Genomic DNA, 17,796 nt, shown 5'->3' on the forward strand with positions numbered 1-17,796 from the left:
TCGGTTGGCACTGATCGGCCTGGAAGCACCCGAGCGTGTTAGCCCGGGCGGTGGACCCCGGCGGGGACCGTACCACCGTCCGTCACCTGCTCGCGAACGTGCCGGTGCGGTCGGTTAACTGTGCGCAGTCGCCGCCCGGACGGCACTATGACGATCGTGAGTGAAGAAGACAACACCGTACGACTCACCGCGTGGGTGCACGGCCAGGTGCAGGGCGTGGGATTCCGCTGGTGGACCCGCAGCCGCGCGCTGGAACTCGGACTGGCGGGAAGCGCGGGGAATCTGCCGGACGGGCGTGTCGAGGTGGTTGCGGAGGGTGCTCAAGACAACTGTGAGCGTCTGCTCGAGGCCCTCAAGTCCGGCAAGTCACCCGGACGTGTGGATCACGTCGTGCACCGCTTCTCTCCGGCACGCGGCGGCCTCGTCGGCTTCGTCGAGCGCTGACGCCGGGGCCCTTGCACACGGGAGGGGCCGAGTGCTGGGGGTCGTGAGTGCTTGGACCGGTTCTAACCGGCCTGAACCCTCACGACCCCCAGCAGCAGGCCCCACTTCCCGGTAGCGGCGGCAGGAAGGGACCTTCACTCACGTCTGGCCGTAGTAAAGGTCCCACGCTCCCGTTCAACCGGAGTGAAGGTCCCTTCCTGCCGGTACCGTGCGCTGGTGCAGGTGAGACCGGTGTGACGAGTGTGGCGAGGCACGCGGGGAGATGGCCCGCGTCCCACGGTTCGTAACGCGGCCTGGGTAAACTCTGCCGACTGGCAACCAAGTCCCGGCATCGGAGGGTTCGCGCCAACGTGCACCTGAAAAGCCTGACGCTCAAGGGCTTCAAGTCCTTCGCCTCGGCCACCACCTTGCGCTTCGAGCCGGGGATCACCTGCGTCGTCGGGCCGAACGGCTCCGGCAAGTCCAACGTTCTCGACGCGTTGCGCTGGGTCATGGGCACACAGGGCGCCAAGGACCTGCGCGGCGGCAAGATGGAGGACGTCATCTTCGCCGGCACCGCGGGCCGCGCCCCGCTCGGCCGCGCCGAGGTGACCCTGACCATCGACAACACCGACGGCGCGCTGCCCATCGACTACACCGAGGTCTCCATCACCCGCCGGATGTTCCGCGACGGTGCGAGCGAGTACGAGATCAACGGCAGCACCTGCCGGTTGATGGACGTGCAGGAACTGCTGTCCGACTCCGGTATCGGCCGCGAGATGCACGTGATCGTCGGGCAGGGCCAGCTCTCCCAGATCCTGGAGTCCAAACCCGAGGAGCGCCGCGGTTTCATCGAAGAGGCCGCCGGGGTCCTCAAGCACCGCAAGCGCAAGGAAAAGGCCCTGCGCAAGCTGACCGCGATGCAGGGCAACCTGGACCGCCTCGGCGACCTCACCACCGAGCTGCGCCGCCAGCTCAAACCGCTGGGCAAGCAGGCCGAGATCGCCCGCAAGGCCCAGGCCGTGCAGTCCGAGCTGCGCGACTCCCGCCTGCGCCTGCTCGCCGACGACCTGGTCACCCAACGCGCCGACCTGCAGAAGGAAGAAGCGGACGAGAAGGCCGCCCGCGCCCGGCGCAGCGAGGTCGAGCAGGCCCTCGAGGTGGTGACCGCCGAGCAGACCACGCTGGAGGAGCAGCTCGCCGAGGACGCGCCGCGCCTGGCCGCCGCGCAGGACACCTGGTACAAGCTGTCCGCGCTGGCCGAGCGGCTGCGCGGGACCGTCCGGCTCGCGGTGGAACGCCAGCGCCACCTCACCGCCGAGGTGCAGGCGCCGACCGGCGGCCGCGATCCCGAGGAACTCCTGGCCGAGGCCGAGCAGGTCGCCGAACGCGAGGAAGAGCTGAACGAGGCCGTCGCGGTGGCCCGGTCGACGCTGTCGGAGACCGTGCAGCGCCGCGAACAGCTCGAACACGCCGTGCAGGCCGCTGAGCGCGCGCATATGGCCGCGGTCCGCGCGATCGCCGACCGGCGCGAGGGCCTGGCGAAGCTCACCGGCCAGGTGGAAGCGCTGCGCAGCAAGAACGGCGCCACCTCCGACGAGATCGACCGCCTCACCGTCGGCATCGACGAGGCCGCCGAGCGCGCCGAGATCGCGGCCGAGGAACTCGAGCAGGCCCGCGCCGAGGGCGGGGTCGAGGAATCCGACGACGCCGACCTCCAGGTCCGCCACGATCGCGCGGTCGAGGCCAACAACGCGGCCAAGGCCCGGGTCGAGGAACTGGTCAAGGCCGAACGCACCGCCGAGCGCGAGATCGCGTCGGAGAAGGCCCGGGTCGACGCCCTGTCCATGGGCCTCAAGCGCAAGGACGGCGCGGGCGCGCTGCTCGGCGCCTCCGACGAACTGCCCGGACTGCTCGGTTCGGTCGCCGCGCTGCTGACCGTCGAAGCGGGTTACGAGGTCGCGCTCGCCGCCGCCCTCGGCCCGGTCGCCGACGCGGTCGCGGTGCAGGGCGGGGAGGACGCGCTCGCCGCGTTGCGCTACCTCAAGAACAACGACTCCGGCCGCGCGGGCATCCTGCTCGGCGGGCAGGACCACTCGGCCGACACCGCGGACTGGCCGAGCCTGCCGACCGGCGCCCGCTGGGCCCGCGAGGTCGTGTCGGCGCCCGAAACGCTGCGCCCCGCGGTGGAGCGCGCGCTGGACCGGGTCGCCGTGGTGGACACCCTGGAGACCGCCCGGCGGCTGGTCGCGGTGCACCCCGAGATCAGCACGGTCACCGCCGAGGGCGACGTGTTCGGCTCGCACTGGGCGGTCGGCGGCTCCGCGCGCAGCGAAAGCGTCATCGAGGTGCAGGCCGCCGTCGACGAGGCCCGCGACCGCATGCTCGCCGCGGAACGCGCCCTGGAGCGGACGACCGCCGAGTTGGAGGGCGCCCGCGCCGAGCAGCAGGCCCGCCGCGAGGAGGTCGGCCAGGCCAAGGACGCGCTCGGCGAAGCCAAGGTGCGCAAGGCGCGTTCCTCGGAGCGCCTCAGCCGGATGGAACAGGCCGCGCGTTCCGCGGAAGCCGACGTCGAGCGGCTGCGCAACCAGCGCGCCAAGGTCGAGCAGTCCCGCGAAGAAGCGCTCGCCAAGCTCGCCGAACTCGAGGAGCGGCTCACCGCGGTCGCCGAGCAGGACGTCGACGAGGACCCGGACACCACCGAACGCGATCAGGCCGCCGACGAACTCGCCGTGGTCCGCCAGGAGGAGGTCGAAGCGCGCCTGGCCCTGCGCACCGCGGAGGAGCGGGCGCGCGGCATCGCCGGAAAGGCCGATTCGCTGCGCCGCGCCGCGCACGCCGAGCAGCAGGCCCGCGAACGCGCCGAGAAGGCCCGGCTCGCCCGCGCCCGGGGCGCCGAGATCGCCACCGCCGTGGTCGAGGGCGGCGAGCTGGCCCTGGAACGGATCGAGGTTTCGGTGCAGCGCGCGGCTGCCGAGCGCGACACCGTGCAGGCCGCGCGCGCGGACCGCGAGCAGGCGCTGGCCCAGGTCCGCAACCGGGTGCGCGAACTGGCCGGTGAACTGGAGAAGCTGACCGACGCGGTGCACCGCGACGAGGTGCTGCGGGCCGAGCAGCGGCTGCGCCTGGAACAGCTGGAAACCAAGATCGCCGAGGACTTCGGGATCGGCCTGGAGGACCTGGTCAACGAGTACGGGCCGCACGTCCCGGTGCCGCCGAGCGCCGGGGAGATGGCCGAGTACGAGGAGGCCAAGGAACGCGGCGAGGCGGTCACCCCGCCGCCGCCCATGCCGTACGACCGCGACACCCAGGCCCGCCGTGCCAAGCGCGCGGAGAAGGACCTCGCGCTGCTGGGCAAGGTCAACCCGCTCGCGCTGGAGGAGTTCGCGGCGCTGGAGGAGCGGTACAAGTTCCTGTCCACCCAGCTGGAGGACCTGAAGGCGACCCGCAAGGATCTGCTGACGGTCATCAAAGAGGTGGACGACAAGATCCTCGAGGTGTTCACCTCGGCCTACGAGGACGTGGCCCGCGAGTTCGAGGTCGTCTTCTCGGTGCTGTTCCCCGGCGGTGAGGGCCGCATGGTGCTCACCGAACCGGACGACATGCTGGCCACCGGCGTCGACGTCGAGGCGCGGCCGCCGGGCAAGAAGGTCAAGCGCCTGTCGCTGCTGTCCGGCGGGGAGAAGTCCCTGGTCGCCGTCGCCATGCTGGTGGCGATCTTCCGGGCCCGCCCCTCGCCGTTCTACGTGATGGACGAGGTCGAGGCCGCGCTGGACGACACGAACATGCGCCGCCTGATCGGCCTGCTGGAGCAGCTGCGGGAGTCGTCGCAGCTGATCATCATCACCCACCAGAAGCCGACCATGGAGATCGCGGACGCGCTCTACGGCGTGAGCATGCAGGGCGACGGGATCACCAAGGTCATCTCGCAACGATTGCGTACCGAAGAAACCGCGTCCGCGTAACAACTTCGCGTTTGGTACAGACCACCCATGTGGCGCTAGACATATCCGCTTAACATCCATTTTACTTGGTGAGTAATCGATTACTCGCGCCCGGGGGCGCGGGTCCTTTGGCGTTGTGGGCAGGAGTAGTCGTGTCCAGGAATTCTGTTGTCGCGCCCGGAAAATCGCGAAGATCATTCGCCGCACTCGTCCTGTCGCTCCTGGCCGCGCTCGCGATGGCCGTCAGCCCGGCGCAGGCGGCCGCGGCGCCCGCCAAGGAGGCGCCCGCGAAGGGGCCGGTCGGCTGGGACACCTACCGCACGCTGGACGGCCTGGAGCGGCTCCGGCCGGGCGAGCAGGTCAAGCAGTTCTCCAGTTTCGACCGGCGGGGACTCAACGACGACGGCTTCGAGGGCACCTACTCGTGCCTGACCAACGAGCCGAACGGCCGGTGCGTAATCGCCGACGTGCACGGCGCCGGGGAGATCTCGTCGATGTGGTTCACCTACCGGGCGGACTCGGTGCTGGCGATCGGGGACATCTCCATCGAGCTGGACGGCCGGGTCGTGCTGCAGGGCGTGCTGCAGGACATCGTCAACGGGGCCAAGGGCGCGCCGTTCGTGTGGCCGCTGGTCGGCAACTCGGCGGACACCATGGGTGGCACGGTGATCAAGGTCCCGATGCCGTTCACGCACTCGATGCGGATCACCACCCAGAACAACCCGCACTTCTACCACGTGACGTACCGGCAGTTCGCCGACGCCGAGGGCGTGCGCACGTTCGATCCGAGCGACAAGGCGCTGGACGTGGTGAACCGGTTGCGGGGCTTCGGGGTCCGCGATCCGAAACCGCCCGCGCCCGGTGCGTCGACGCAGCGGGCCGGGGTGGACCTGGCGCCGGGGGCGACCCTGCAACTGCCCGCGGCCGCCGGGCCGCGGCGGATCAGCGAGCTGTCGATGCGGCTGCCGCAGGCGATCACCTCACCGGGGGTCATCGACGACGGCCGCGCGTACAAACCGGGTGGCAGCTCGTTCACCGTCGCCGTCTCACCGGACAACCAGGGCGTGCGCCTGACCCGCCGGTACGACCCGAAGATCGCCGATCAGCACGCGACGGTTTCGGTCGACGGCAAGCAGGTCGGCGAGTGGCGCAACGGCGCGGCGACCCCGCCGGACACCTGGGCGGACCAGTCGATCGTGATCCCGCAGTCGGTCTCCGGCGGGAAGTCGCGGCTGTCGGTGAGCAACGCGTTCGTCTCGTCGAGCTTCGACGTCAACGAGTTCCGGTACGAGGTGCACAGCCGGGTCGGCGGCCAGTGGGTGCGCACCGACCTGCTCGATGTCGGGCCGAACCACCCCAACGAGGAGGCCGCGCACGACTACCGGATCGTCGGCCAGCGCTGGGAAGGCCTGGGCACCTTCGTCTACCCGACTCCCGCGGACCAGGTCGCCCGGGCGGACGCGATCCTGGAGGGCCTGCGGTTGCGGATCACCTTCGACGGGCAGACCACAGTGGACGCTCCGGTCGGCGAGTTCTTCGGTTCCGGGCTGGGCAAGTACGAGGCCCGGAACCTGATGCAGTCGATCGACACCACGGAGAACGGCGCGTTCACGTCGTGGTGGCCGATGCCGTACGCGAAGGGCGCGATGATCGAGCTGGTCAACACGTCGAACGTGGCGATCAGCGGGGGAAGCTTCGCGGTCACCTCGGCGCCCGCGCCGAAGCTGCCCGGTGATCTGGCCCGCGACGGGAAGCTCGGCTACTTCCACGCCACGCACAACCGGGGCGACACCGTGCCGGACAAGGAATGGGGTTTCCTCAACACCGGCGGCAAGGGTGTCTTCTACGGCGTGACGACCAGCATGCGCGGGCGGATCGCACCGGGCGGTCCGCTCCATCCGATGAGTTACCTGGAAGGCGACGAGCGGGTGTACGCCGACGGGTCGGCCAGCCCGGCGATGATCGGCACCGGTTCGGAGGACTTCTACGAGTCCGGCTGGTACTTCATGGACGACGAGTGGGGGCACCGCGAAGGCGTGCCGTACGCGATGCCGCAGGCCGGGCTGGTCAGCGAGGAATGGCAGCGGGACGGCTGCCAGAACGTGTGCCTGAACGCCTACCGGTTGCTGATGGCCGACGCGGTGCCGTTCGGCCGGGGGCTGGAGTTCGACATCGAGCACGGCCCCGACTCCGACCGGCCGTCCGAGTACAGCTCCACGGCGTACTGGTACGGGCAGGCCGCGCCGTCGCTGGCGCAGTCGGACGTGGTGGACGCGGCCGACGACACCAGCCGGGCGCTGCACGGGTACTCGGCGATCGGCGAGACCCGGGGCACGCTGGAGTCGACGTTCGAGGGCAAGGGCGACCGCACCCCGGTCACCGGCGGCACCACGGCGGCGACCGGCCCGATCCGGTTCACCGCGAAGGTCGACCAGGCGAACGGCGGTCTGCGCCTGCACCGAGTGTCCGACCAGCTGGCGCCGTTCCAGCGGGCGAACGTGTTCGTCGACGACCGGTTCGTGGGCGAGTGGTACCAGCCGCTGGGCAACCGGTTCTCCAGGTGGCTGGAGGACAGCTTCGACGTGCCGTTCTGGGCGTCGGCCGGTAAGGCGGCGGTCCAGGTGCGGCTCGAACCGGTCGGCGGCGCACCCGCCTGGTCCGGTTCGCGCTACACCGTCCTGTCCCAGGTCGGCCCCGCCCCGGTCCCCGGCACCCCCACCGGCCGCGACTGAGAGCCGCACTACCCCCAAAGTGTCCTTCCTGCACACGCAAGGACGGCACTTTGGGGGAAGAGTGCCGTTACTCGATCGGGGCGACGCCGTTCCAGTCGGCGAGTGGAGCGCAGTGCCAGCGCCACTTGGTCAGGCGCGGGTGACCGGGTAGCGCGAGGCGGCCGTTGGCCCAGCGCAGGGCGTCCCACGGATCGGCGTCGCCGGGCGCCCACGGGAACAGCCGCCGCACGGTGGCCTCGGCGAGTTCGGGCGACGGGCGGAACGGCACACCGAGGCCGCGCGCGGCGTCCTCGGTGTGCACGAGCAGTTCGTCGCAGGCCATCCCGGCGAACCCGGACGGATCCGCCAGCCCCCACGGATGCCAGCCCCGGGTGTCCTGCGGGGTGCCCGCGATCACCAGGGCCAGCACCGACGCCCCGGCCGAAACCGTCGCGATCAGCTCCCGCGCCGACGCGTCCGGCCGCACCTTGATATCCAAAGTGGACAGTTCGGTCGGCCCGGCGACCAGGTCCTGCGGGTACCAGACGAACGTGTTCCCGATGTGCGCCACGACTTCGGCGACGGTCATCTCCAGCTCCGGGATGTCCCGGGTCCAGTCGGCCTCGGCGTGCTCCAGCAGGAAGCCGGTGCATTCCGCGGCCGCCCGGCGCAGCGTGGCGGCATCCACGTCAGGCCGCCTCGGCTTCCGGTTCCTTCGCGGGAGCGGGTTCGACGGCCTTCGGATCGGGAGTCCGGTGCCGCAGCGAAAGCAGCCCGCCGACGATCAGCGTGATCACCACGCCGAGCACGGTGTACCACGGGAACGCCAGGGCCACCTTGTCCCCGCCCGCCTTGCCGAAGTCGACGCCGAGCAGGGAACCGCTCGCCTTGCTGAACTTGAGCCCGAGGATGACGAACGCCATCACCACCACGGTCACCACGAACGCGATGATCGCGTCCCGCTGCCGGGCCCGTTTGACCAGCAGTCCGAGCAGGAACGCCCCGAGCAGCGCGCCGTAGGTGTACCCCGTGATGGAGAGTCCCTGCACCACGATCGGGTCGCTGGTCGAGGCGTAGGACGCGAAGAACCCCGCGAAGACGATCAGCAGCCCGGCCCAGATCACCGTCCAGATCCGGCCCTGCTTCAACCGGTCCGCTTCGGACAGTTGACGCCCGATGACCCGTTCGTAGACGTCGGTGACCGTGGACGAGGCGAGCGCGCCGAGCGAGGAACTCAGCGCGGCGGCCAGGATCCCGGCGATCACGAAACCGGACAGGCCGCTCGGCAGTTCGGTGACGATGTAGTTCGCGAACAACTCGTCGTTGCTGCGCAGGCCGAGTTGCTTGACCGGATCGACCCCGTTGTAGAAGGCCCACAGCATGACGCCGATGAACAGGAAGAGCGCGAACTGCAGGAAGACCACGACACCGCTCGCGATCAGCGCCTTCTGGCTGGCCCGCAGATCGTTGGTGGCCTGCAGGCGCTGCACGATCAGCTGGTCCGAGCCGTGCGACGCCATCGAGAGCACCGCGCCACCGAGCACCGCGGTGAGCACCGCGTACTGCCCGGTCAGCGCGTGGGAGCTGAAGTCGAGGATCTGGAACTTGCTGGCGTCGAAGGCCCGGTCCAGCCAGCCGCCGGGCAGGTTCTCCGCCAGCACCCAGATCACCACGATCCCGCCGAGCACGTACCAGAGCATCTGGATCGCGTCGACCCAGACGACCGCGCGGACCCCGCCGAAGAAGCTGTAGATGACCATCGCGACGCCCAGTGCGAGCACGATCAGCCAGTAGGAGACGTTCACGCCGTACGCGCCGAGCACCACCTTGATCGGGATGGCGGTGGCGAACAGCCGGAGACCGTCGGCCAGCAGGCGGGTCAGCAGGAACGTCACCGACGCCGTGCCCTGCAGCCCGCTGCCGAAACGCTTGCCGAGGAACGCGTACGCGGTGACCAGATTCCCCGCCACGTAACGGGGAAGCAGGACGAACGACACCACGATCCGGCCCAGGATGTAGCCGATGGCCAGCGACAGGTAGGTCATGCCGCCCGCTTCGGGCTTGGCGATGTAGGCCACCGTGGGCACCGAAAGCACAGTCAATGTGGACGTTTCGGCGGAAACGACCGAAAGGCACGCGACCCACCACGAGATCTTGCCCTCGCCGACGAAGTAGTCGTTGCCGGACTTCTGCCGGCCGCCGATCGCGATGCCGAGCAACGGCATCCCCACCAGAAAGATCGCGATGATCGCGAGGTCAAGAGCGCGCATTCATATCTCCTACCGGTAGTGCCGTGGGCGCCGCTACCCGCAGGCGGGTCACGGTTTCCGAACGTGTGGCGGGCAGGCGCAGGGGACCCGCGCCGGGGGTGATGCTGCCGAGCAGCCGGGGGCCGGAGGCGCCGGTCGCGCTGGGCAGGTTGGCCGGGAGCCCGTGCCAGGTGAGCCAGCCGAGCAACGCGGTCAGGTAGGCCTCCTTGGCCGCGCGGGGCAGGCCGAGTTCGTCGCTCGTGCGCACCGCCGCGCCGGGCAGGCGATGGGCCAGGGCTCGCATGAGCACCGGATTCTCGACGCCACCGCCGGAGGCCACCACGGCGTGCGGCGCGTGCCGCGCGCACGCCGCCGCGATGGTCGCCGCGGTCAGTTCGGTCAGCGTGGCCAGCAGATCCGCGTCCGCCACGGGCTCCAGGCCCTCGAGCGCGGTGTGCAGGTAGTCGGCGTGGAACCGCTCCTTGCCGGTCGACTTCGGCGGCGCGTCCGCGTAGTACGGATCCCGCAGCAACCGCTCCAGCAGGTCCAGCCGCACCTGTCCGCGTTCGGCGATCTTCCCGCCGAGATCGCTGCGCTGCCCGCCGCCGGTGACCTGGTGCGCGGCCAGATCGAGCAACGCGTTCCCCGGCCCGGTGTCGTACGCGAGCACGTCCCCGTCCGGGCCGACGACCGTGATGTTGGCGATCCCGCCGATGTTGAGCCCGATCGCGGGTCGGCCACCGTCCTCCGCGAGGCCGCGCAGCCACAACGCGTCGAGCGTGCTGGCGAGCGGGGCGCCGTGCCCGCCGGCCGCGACGTCCCGGGCCCGCAGATCGGCGACGACCGGCAGCCCGGTGCGCTCGGCGATCCACGCGGGTTGCCCGAGCTGCAGCGTGCCCAGCGCGTGCCCGCCCTCGACCCAGTGGAAGATCGTCTGCCCGAGCGAGGCGACCAGCTCGGCCCGCCCGCCCGCGAGCCGGTCTATCCCGGTCCGCGCGGCCTCGGCGAACGCCTGCCCGACCAGGGTGTCGAGCTGGGTCAGTTCCGCCGCGCTGCACTCGCGCGGGGGCAGGGCGGCGAGCAGCCGTTCGCGCAGCTCTTCGGGGTACGCCAGCTCGAGTTCCCCCAGCGGCCGCAGCACGGCTTCTTCGCCCTCGGCGCGCAACTCGGCGGCGGCCACGTCGATGCCGTCGATCGACGTGCCGGAGATCAGGCCGACGACCCGGACGCCGTCGTCCGGAAAGTGCGAGGTCACTCGGGGTGGTCTAGTCCACTCGGGAGGGGTGCGCAAGCGATATCGTTTGTTCTTGTCCAAACCGATTCGTTCCGAGTTGAACTTTCTCGGCGCTCCCTCATGAGGTTTTCCCGGTGTGGCTTCGCGCCGTGTTCGTGTGGTCCCGCCTGCCGCGTGCAAATGCGGCCTTCGGTGCGTGGGGCGCTAGTGGGGCACATGGTGCCGCTGTGCCGGTAGCGCGAGGACACCAATGCGGCATTGGGGGAGGTTCCCGCGGGTGCGAGGTGCGGATGCGAGGATGGCGGCGTGTCGACCAACCTCTGGTTCTGGATCGTTGTCGTTGTCGTCGTCGTGCTGGCGATCGCGCTCGTCAGCGGGCTGGCCATCGCGCGCCGGCGCAAGATCAGCCTGCGCGAGTCCAAGCCGGTCGAGGGGGAGCAGGCCAAGCCGAAGGGCGGGTCCTACACGGCCGGTGGCGGGATCGCGCTGGCGCCCGGCGGCGAAAAAGAGGCCGAGGCGGCGCCGGAACACCCCGCCGGGGAACGGACCGAGGTCGACGGGCAGCCCGGGGTCGGCGACGACGCCTCGGTGCCGCGGGACGCGCCGCGCCGGACGATCGTCGACGTCGGCCTGCCGGACGAGACCCAAGCGGCTCCGGTCGAGGAGGCAGCCGAGAAGCCCGAGGTCACCGAGGAGATCGCCCCGGCGACCGGGCGGATCGAACGCCTGCGCGGGCGGTTGTCGAAGTCGCGGTCGGTGTTCGGGCAGAGCCTGCTGGGCCTGCTCGGCGCGGGCGACCTGGACGAGGACTCGTGGCAGGACATCGAGGACACCCTGCTGGTGGCCGACCTCGGCGCGGCGACCACCACGGAGATCGTGGAGAACCTGCGCGCCGAGCTGACCCGCCGCGCGGTGCGCGACTCGGAGGAGGCGCGCGCGGTGCTGCACGAGGTGCTCACCGGAGCGCTCCACCCCGACGCCGACCGGTCGGTCCGCGCGCTGCCGCACACGGTCGAGGGCGCCAAACAGCCCGCGGTCGTGCTGGTCGCGGGCGTGAACGGAACGGGGAAGACCACCACCACCGGCAAGCTCGCCCGCGTCCTCGTCGCGCAGGGCCGTCAGGTGCTGCTCGGCGCCGCGGACACCTTCCGGGCCGCGGCCGCCGACCAGCTGCAGACCTGGGCGTCGCGGGTCGGCGCGGAGGTCGTGCGCGGCAAGGAGGGCGCCGACCCGGCGGCGGTCGCGTTCGACGCGGTGAAGCGCGGTATCGACGCGGGCGTCGACGCCGTGCTGGTCGACACCGCCGGGCGGCTGCACACCAAGACCGGCCTGATGGACGAATTGGGCAAGGTCAAGCGCGTGGTGGAGAAGCAGGCCAAGGTCGACGAGGTGCTGCTCGTGCTGGACGCGACGACCGGGCAGAACGGCCTGGCCCAGGCCCGCGTGTTCGCCGAGGTCGTCGACGTCACCGGGATCGTGCTGACCAAACTGGACGGCACCGCCAAGGGCGGCATCGTCTTCCAGGTGCAGCGCGAACTCGGCGTGCCGGTCAAACTGGTCGGTTTGGGCGAGGGCCCGGACGACCTGGCCCCCTTCGAACCCGGCGCCTTCGTCGACGCCCTGCTGAACTGACCCCTCACCAGGCGACCGGCAGCTCCCACACCCCGTAGGCCGCCGCGTTCTCGCGCAACGGGACCGCTTCGGGCGGAACCGCCAGCCGCAGCCCGGGGAACCGGTCGAGCAGCCCCCGGTAGGCGATCCGCAGTTCGACGCGCGCCAGCTGCTGGCCCAGGCACTGGTGCACGCCGTGCCCGAAGGCGAGATGGCGCCGGACGTCCGCGCGGCCGAAGTCCAGGGTGTCCGGATCGGGGAACGCGGCGGGATCGCGGTTGACCGCGGGCAGCCCGATCGTCACGGTTTCGCCCTCGCGGATCAGCTGCCCCTCCAGTTCGACGTCCTCCAGCGCGGACCGGTTGGGCGCGCCGAGGTGGACGATCGTCAGGTAGCGCAGCAGTTCTTCGACCGCGGCGCCGGTCAGCGACGGATCGGCGCGGAGCGCGGCGACCTGTTCCGGGTGCCGCAGGAGCGCGAACACGCCCAGTGCGATCTGGTTCGCGGTGGTCTCGTGCCCGGCGATCAGGAGCGCCAGCGCGATATTGGTCAGCTCCTCGTCGGTCAGCTCGGTTTCCGCGATCAGGTCGCCGATCAGGTCGTCGCTCGCATGCTCGCGCTTGAACCGCACCAGCTTGCCCAGATGCTCCACCAGGGTCCCCATGGCGGCGTCGATCTGCTCCTGGGTGTTGTCGATCCGCACCATGATCGTGGTCTGTTCCTGGAAGAAGGCGTGGTCTTCGTAGGGAACGCCGAGCAACTCGCAAATCACCAGCGACGGGATCGGCAGCGCGAACGCCCGCACCAGATCGACCGGCGGCCCGGCGGTGGCCATGGCGTCCAGGCATTCGGCGGTGATCTCGGCGATCCGCGGTTCGAGTCGCTGGATCCGGCGCACGGTGAACTGCCCGGTGAGCAGGCGCCGGTAGCGGGTGTGCTCGGGCGGATCCATGTTGATGAACCAGCCGGGCGCGGGTGGCGCGGTGGCGCCGCTGGGCCGGGCGATCACGCCCAGTGGCAGGTGCTTCAGCTCGGGCCGCGTGCTGAAGCGGGGATCGGTCAGCACCGTGCGCGCGGCGGCGTGGCCGGTGACCAGCCAGCCGAGGTGGCCGTCGGGAAAGGCCAGCCGGGCGACCGGCCGTTCGTCCCGCAGCCGCGTGAGTTCCGCGGGCGGATCGAAGGGACAGCCGGGCTTGCGGTCGATGGGCAAAGCGACGGGTTCGGTCATCGCGGCAACCTCCTCGTTGGGGACCACTACATGAGAGTCTACTCGCTTTTGAGAGTCAACTCTCAAAAGCGAGAAGGCTTCCGTGAGTTAGGCTGCGACCGTGAGCCTGCGGGAACGGAAGAAGGCCAGGACCAAGACCGAGATCCAGCGGCAGGCCCTGCGGCTGTTCCGCGAGCAGGGTTACCAAGCCACCACGGTCGAGCAGATCGCCGAGGCGGCCGAGGTCGCGCCCAGCACGGTCTTCCGCTACTTCGCCACCAAGGAAGACCTGGCGGTGCTGGACGACTACTACTCGCTGGCCGACGCCACCGCGGCCGCGCTCGCGGCGCAGCCCGCCGAGCTGGGTCCGGTCCCGGCACTGCGCGGCGCGCTCCGCGCGCTCTTCGACGACCTGTCGCCCGAGGAGCGCGCCGCGCGCTACGAACGGGACGTGCTGATGGTGACCGTGCCCGAACTGTGGGCGGCGAACCTCGGGCTGTTCGCCAAGGGCCGGGAGATCCTCCGCGATCAGCTGGCGAAACGCGCCGGTCGCGATCCGGACGACCCCGCGGTGCGGGCGGTCGCCGACGCGATGGTCGGCATCGGGTACGGGGTCCTGTTCGACTGGGCGAAGAACCCGCAAGGCGATCCGATCGCCGCCCTGGACCGGACGCTGGGGCGGTTGGCGGACGGGCTCGCGCTCTGAGTCAGGCGGGGATCTCGGCCCCGGTCAGGTGGGTCGACAGGGTGCTCGCGATGCGCTGGACGATCGGCGCGATGCGGGAGACGGCCTCCTTGGTGAGGCGGCCTTCCGGGCCGGAGACCGAGACGGCGGCGGGGGTGGGCGTGCCGGTGAGCGGCACCGCGACGCACCGGACGCCGAGTTCCTGCTCGCTCTCGTCCAGCGCGTAACCCTGTTTGGCGACTTTCACCAGGTGCTTGAGCAGCGCGTCGGGATCGGTGTAGGTGTGCGCGGTGTAGGCGGGCATCCCGGTGCGGTCGAGCAGCGCGCGCACCTCGTCGGCCGGGAGCTGGGACAGGATGGCCTTGCCGACCCCGGTGCCGTGCGGCAGCAGGCGGCGGCCCACCTCGGTGAACATCCGCATCGAATGCTTCGAGGGCACCTGGGCCACGTAGACGACCTCGTCCCGTTCCAGGACGGCCAGGTTCGCGGTCTCGCCGACCTCGTCGACGAGTTCGGAAAGCAGCGGTCGCGCCCAGGTGCCGAACTGCATGCTGGCGTGCTCGCCGAGCCGGATCAGCCGCGCGCCGAGGGCGTACCGGCGGTTGGTGTTCTGGCGGACGTACCCGAGTTCGACCAGGGTCCGGATCAACCGGTGGATGGTCGGCATCGGCAGGCCGGAGCTGGCCGCCAGCTCGGACAGGCTCGCCTCTCCGCCGGTGTCCGCGAGGTGTTCGAGCAGCTCGAAGGCGCGTTGGAGGGATTGGACGCTCCCGGCCCGGGCCGACTTCTCCGGCGTCACGGTTTACTCCCTTCGACTGCCGCCGATCCTAAGGTGCCAGCGGATCGTGTCGGGTTCGCCACGCCTCCGTTTGAGGTTCCGCTATGCAGAAACTATAGTCCGATATGTAAAAACCGTATGGACGTTTTGAACGTGTCACAGTGGGGTGTTCCGCATGTCTGAAGTTCAGGTGCTCGGCGGCTCGGTCGAGCGCGGCGACGAGATCCTGACGCCGGAGGCGCTCGAGTTCCTGGCCGGCCTGCACGACGCCTTCGCGGCGCGGCGGGACGAGCTCCTCGAGGCCCGCAAGGCGCGCCGGGAAGAGGCCAAGCGCACCGGGAAGCTGGACTTCCTGCCCGAGACCAAGGAGATCCGCGAATCGGAGTGGCAGGTCGCCGAGGCCCCCGCGGCCCTGCGCGACCGCCGGGTCGAGATCACCGGCCCCACCGACCGGAAGATGACCATCAACGCGCTGAACTCCGGCGCCAAGGTGTGGCTGGCCGATTTCGAGGACGCGAACACCCCGCACTGGGCGAACGTGGTCGGCGGTCAGGTCAACCTGCACGACGCGATCCGCGGCACCATCGAACTCGACTCGAACGGCAAGCACTACGCGCTGCGCGACGACGTCGAGCACGCCACGATCGTGGTCCGCCCGCGCGGCTGGCACCTCGACGAGCGCAACCTGACCTTCGGCGGGCGCAAGGGCGTCGGCGCGCTGGTCGACTTCGGGCTGTACTTCTTCCACAACGTGCGGGCGCTGCTGGCGAACGACCGCGGCCCGTACTTCTACCTGCCGAAGATGGAAAGCCACCTCGAGGCGCGGCTGTGGAACGACGTGTTCACGCACGCCGAGAAGGAACTGGGCATCCCGCACGGCACCATCCGGGCGACCGTGCTGATCGAGACCATCCCGGCCGCGTTCGAAATGGAGGAGATCCTCTACGAACTGCGGGAGCACGCGTCGGGCCTGAACGCGGGCCGCTGGGACTACCTGTTCAGCATCATCAAGTACTTCCGCGACGCCGGGGCGAAGTTCGTGCTGCCGGACCGCAACAGCGTGACCATGACCGCTCCGTTCATGCGCGCCTACACCGAACTGCTGGTGCGCACCTGCCACAAGCGCGGCGCGTTCGCGATCGGCGGGATGGCCGCGTTCATCCCGAGCAAGGACCCGGCGGTCAACGAGAAGGCCACCGCCAAGGTCACCGACGACAAGGCGCGCGAGGCCGGGGACGGTTTCGACGGCTCCTGGGTCGCGCACCCCGGCATGGTCGGCCTCTGCCGCGAGCAGTTCGACAAGGTGCTCGGCGACAAGCCGAACCAGCTCGAGCGCAAGCGCGAGGACGTCTCGGTCACCGCGGAGCAGCTGCTCGACGTGGCGGCCACCGAGGGCCGGTCCACCGCGGCCGGGCTGCGCGGCGCGGTCGACGTGGGCATCCGGTACATCGCCTCCTGGCTGGGCGGCAACGGCGCGGCGGCGATCCACAACCTGATGGAGGACGCGGCGACCGCGGAGATCTCGCGTTCCCAGGTGTGGCAGTGGGTCCGCAATTCGGTCGTTTTGGATACCGGTGAGACGGTCACTGGGGAACTCGTCCGCAAGGTCATCGGCGAGGTCCGCGGCGAGCTGGCCGGCGAGATCAAGGAGGACCTGCTGACCCCCGCGGTCGAGCTGTTCGAACAGGTCGCGCTCGCCGAGCAGTTCGCGGACTTCCTGACCCTGCCCGCCTACGAGCGGATCGCCTGACGTGGTGAAGGGGCGGCTCGCCGACGACGTCTACGCCGCCGCCGACGTCCGCCTCGCCGAGGCGGACGCGCGGGTGGCGGCCCGATATCCCGGCGAGCCGTCCGGCCGCCAGCCGGTGCACACGGTGTACGTCCCGGCCTCGCAGTACCGGACGCGGCTGGTGGCGGACTGGGGCAAGCAGGCGTGCAAGGTGTTCATCGAGCAGGGCGACGCGCTCGGGCTCGACGCCGAGGTGGCCGAGCGGGTGCGGGCGAAACTGCTCACCGAACCCATCGAGGATCTGCGCATCGACTTCGAGGACGGCTACGGCAGTCCGGGTGACGAAGCCGAGGACGCGGACGCGGTGGCGGCGGGGCGCACGTGCGCGACCACCGGCGGCACCCCGTTCGCGGGCATCCGGTTCAAGAGCTTCGAACGCGCCACCCGGCGGCGCGGGATCCGCACGCTCGACCTGTTCCTCTCGGGGCTGCTGGAGAACGGTCCGCTGCCGCCGGGTTTCGTGGTGACCCTGCCGAAGGTGACCGCGGTCGAGCAGGTCGCCGTGGCGGCCGAGGTGCTCGCGAAACTCGAGGACGCCTACGGGCTGGCCACCGGTTCGCTGCGGTTCGAGGTGCAGATCGAGACTTCCCAGTCGATCCTGGCCCCGGACGGGACCGTGGCCGTGCCGCGGATCATCGAGGCCGCGGAGGGCCGGTGTTCCGGATTGCACTTCGGCACCTACGACTACAGCGCCGGGCTCGGGATCGGCGCGGCCTACCAGAGCATGGACCATCCGGCGGCCGATTTCGCCAAGGACTTCATGCAGGTGGCCGCCGCGGGCACCGGGGTGCGCCTCTCGGACGGTTCGACGAACCGGCTCCCGGTCGGCGATGCCGTGCTCACCGGCTGGGCCGAGCACCTGCGCCTGGTGCGGCGATCCCTGGAACGCGGTTTCTACCAGGGCTGGGACCTGCATCCGCACCAGCTGCCCAGCCGGTTCGCGGCGACCTACGCGTTCTTCCGCGAAGGTCTGCCCGCCGCGGCCGCCCGCCTGCGGGACTACGCCACGCGGGCGGAAAGCGGCATCCTCGACGAACCCGCCACCGCGCGGGCCCTGGCCCTCTTCCTGAACCGCGGCCTCGACTGCGGCGCGCTCGACCAGTCCGAAGTCACCGATCTCACCACCCTCGACCGCCCCGCCCTGGACCACTACGCCCGCCGTTAG

General features: G+C 70.6%; 12 protein-coding genes. 7 read left to right on the forward strand and 5 right to left on the reverse strand.

The window, feature by feature from the left end; translation table 11 throughout:
- Positions 1-147: 147 nt before the first annotated feature.
- From FXO23_RS30395 to FXO23_RS30405, 3 genes are all read left to right on the forward strand, one after another.
- On the forward strand, positions 148-444 hold the full coding sequence (locus FXO23_RS30395) for an acylphosphatase (protein WP_158888915.1): 297 nt from the start codon (positions 148-150) through the stop codon (positions 442-444).
- Positions 445-794: 350 nt separating this feature from the next.
- On the forward strand, positions 795-4,388 hold the full coding sequence (smc, locus tag FXO23_RS30400; RefSeq protein ID WP_158888916.1) for a chromosome segregation protein SMC: 3,594 nt from the start codon (positions 795-797) through the stop codon (positions 4,386-4,388).
- A 131-nt stretch (positions 4,389-4,519) separates the two neighbouring features.
- Positions 4,520-7,099, forward strand: a complete 2,580-nt coding sequence (locus FXO23_RS30405) for a glycoside hydrolase family 172 protein (protein WP_246258031.1) — start codon at positions 4,520-4,522, stop codon at positions 7,097-7,099.
- A gap of 67 nt (positions 7,100-7,166) precedes the next feature.
- Here the strand turns inward: FXO23_RS30405 and FXO23_RS30410 are convergent, their stop codons facing one another.
- The 3 genes from FXO23_RS30410 to FXO23_RS30420 are packed head-to-tail and all read right to left on the reverse strand — an operon-like array spanning position 7,167 to position 10,582.
- The gene (locus FXO23_RS30410) at positions 7,167-7,766 is read right to left on the reverse strand and encodes a maleylpyruvate isomerase N-terminal domain-containing protein (protein ID WP_158888917.1); all 600 of its coding nucleotides are present in this window, start codon (positions 7,764-7,766) and stop codon (positions 7,167-7,169) included.
- Between the two features lies 1 nt (position 7,767).
- Positions 7,768-9,348, reverse strand: coding sequence for a sodium:solute symporter (locus FXO23_RS30415; RefSeq protein WP_158888918.1), 1,581 nt, complete (start codon positions 9,346-9,348; stop codon positions 7,768-7,770).
- Positions 9,335-10,582, reverse strand: a complete 1,248-nt coding sequence (locus FXO23_RS30420; RefSeq protein WP_158888919.1) for an anhydro-N-acetylmuramic acid kinase — start codon at positions 10,580-10,582, stop codon at positions 9,335-9,337. Before FXO23_RS30420 ends, FXO23_RS30415 begins: the two co-directional genes overlap by 14 nt.
- A 285-nt stretch (positions 10,583-10,867) precedes the next feature.
- On the opposite strand from FXO23_RS30420, the gene ftsY reads away from it, so the two are divergent.
- Positions 10,868-12,193, forward strand: coding sequence for a signal recognition particle-docking protein FtsY (ftsY, locus tag FXO23_RS30425; RefSeq protein WP_158888920.1), 1,326 nt, complete (start codon positions 10,868-10,870; stop codon positions 12,191-12,193).
- Between the two features lie 4 nt (positions 12,194-12,197).
- On the opposite strand, the gene FXO23_RS30430 is transcribed toward ftsY, so the two are convergent.
- Positions 12,198-13,400: a cytochrome P450 gene (locus tag FXO23_RS30430; protein ID WP_158888921.1), complete on the reverse strand. Its 1,203-nt coding sequence runs from the start codon at positions 13,398-13,400 to the stop codon at positions 12,198-12,200.
- A 100-nt stretch (positions 13,401-13,500) separates the two neighbouring features.
- Here FXO23_RS30430 and FXO23_RS30435 point away from each other — a divergent pair, with 100 nt between their 5' ends.
- Positions 13,501-14,085 (forward strand): TetR/AcrR family transcriptional regulator, encoded by a 585-nt coding sequence (locus FXO23_RS30435; protein WP_158888922.1) that lies wholly within the window; start codon positions 13,501-13,503, stop codon positions 14,083-14,085.
- A gap of 1 nt (position 14,086) precedes the next feature.
- On the opposite strand, the gene FXO23_RS30440 is transcribed toward FXO23_RS30435, so the two are convergent.
- On the reverse strand, positions 14,087-14,863 hold the full coding sequence (locus FXO23_RS30440; protein ID WP_158888923.1) for an IclR family transcriptional regulator: 777 nt from the start codon (positions 14,861-14,863) through the stop codon (positions 14,087-14,089).
- 154 nt (positions 14,864-15,017) lie between these two features.
- On the opposite strand from FXO23_RS30440, the gene aceB reads away from it, so the two are divergent.
- Both aceB and FXO23_RS30450 read left to right on the forward strand, forming a co-directional pair.
- On the forward strand, positions 15,018-16,592 hold the full coding sequence (gene aceB / locus FXO23_RS30445; protein ID WP_158888924.1) for a malate synthase A: 1,575 nt from the start codon (positions 15,018-15,020) through the stop codon (positions 16,590-16,592).
- A gap of 1 nt (position 16,593) precedes the next feature.
- Positions 16,594-17,796, forward strand: a complete 1,203-nt coding sequence (locus FXO23_RS30450; protein WP_158888925.1) for a DUF6986 family protein — start codon at positions 16,594-16,596, stop codon at positions 17,794-17,796.

The sequence above is a fragment of the Amycolatopsis anabasis genome, assembly GCF_009765355.1.
GTDB classification, from domain to species: domain Bacteria; phylum Actinomycetota; class Actinomycetes; order Mycobacteriales; family Pseudonocardiaceae; genus Amycolatopsis; species Amycolatopsis anabasis.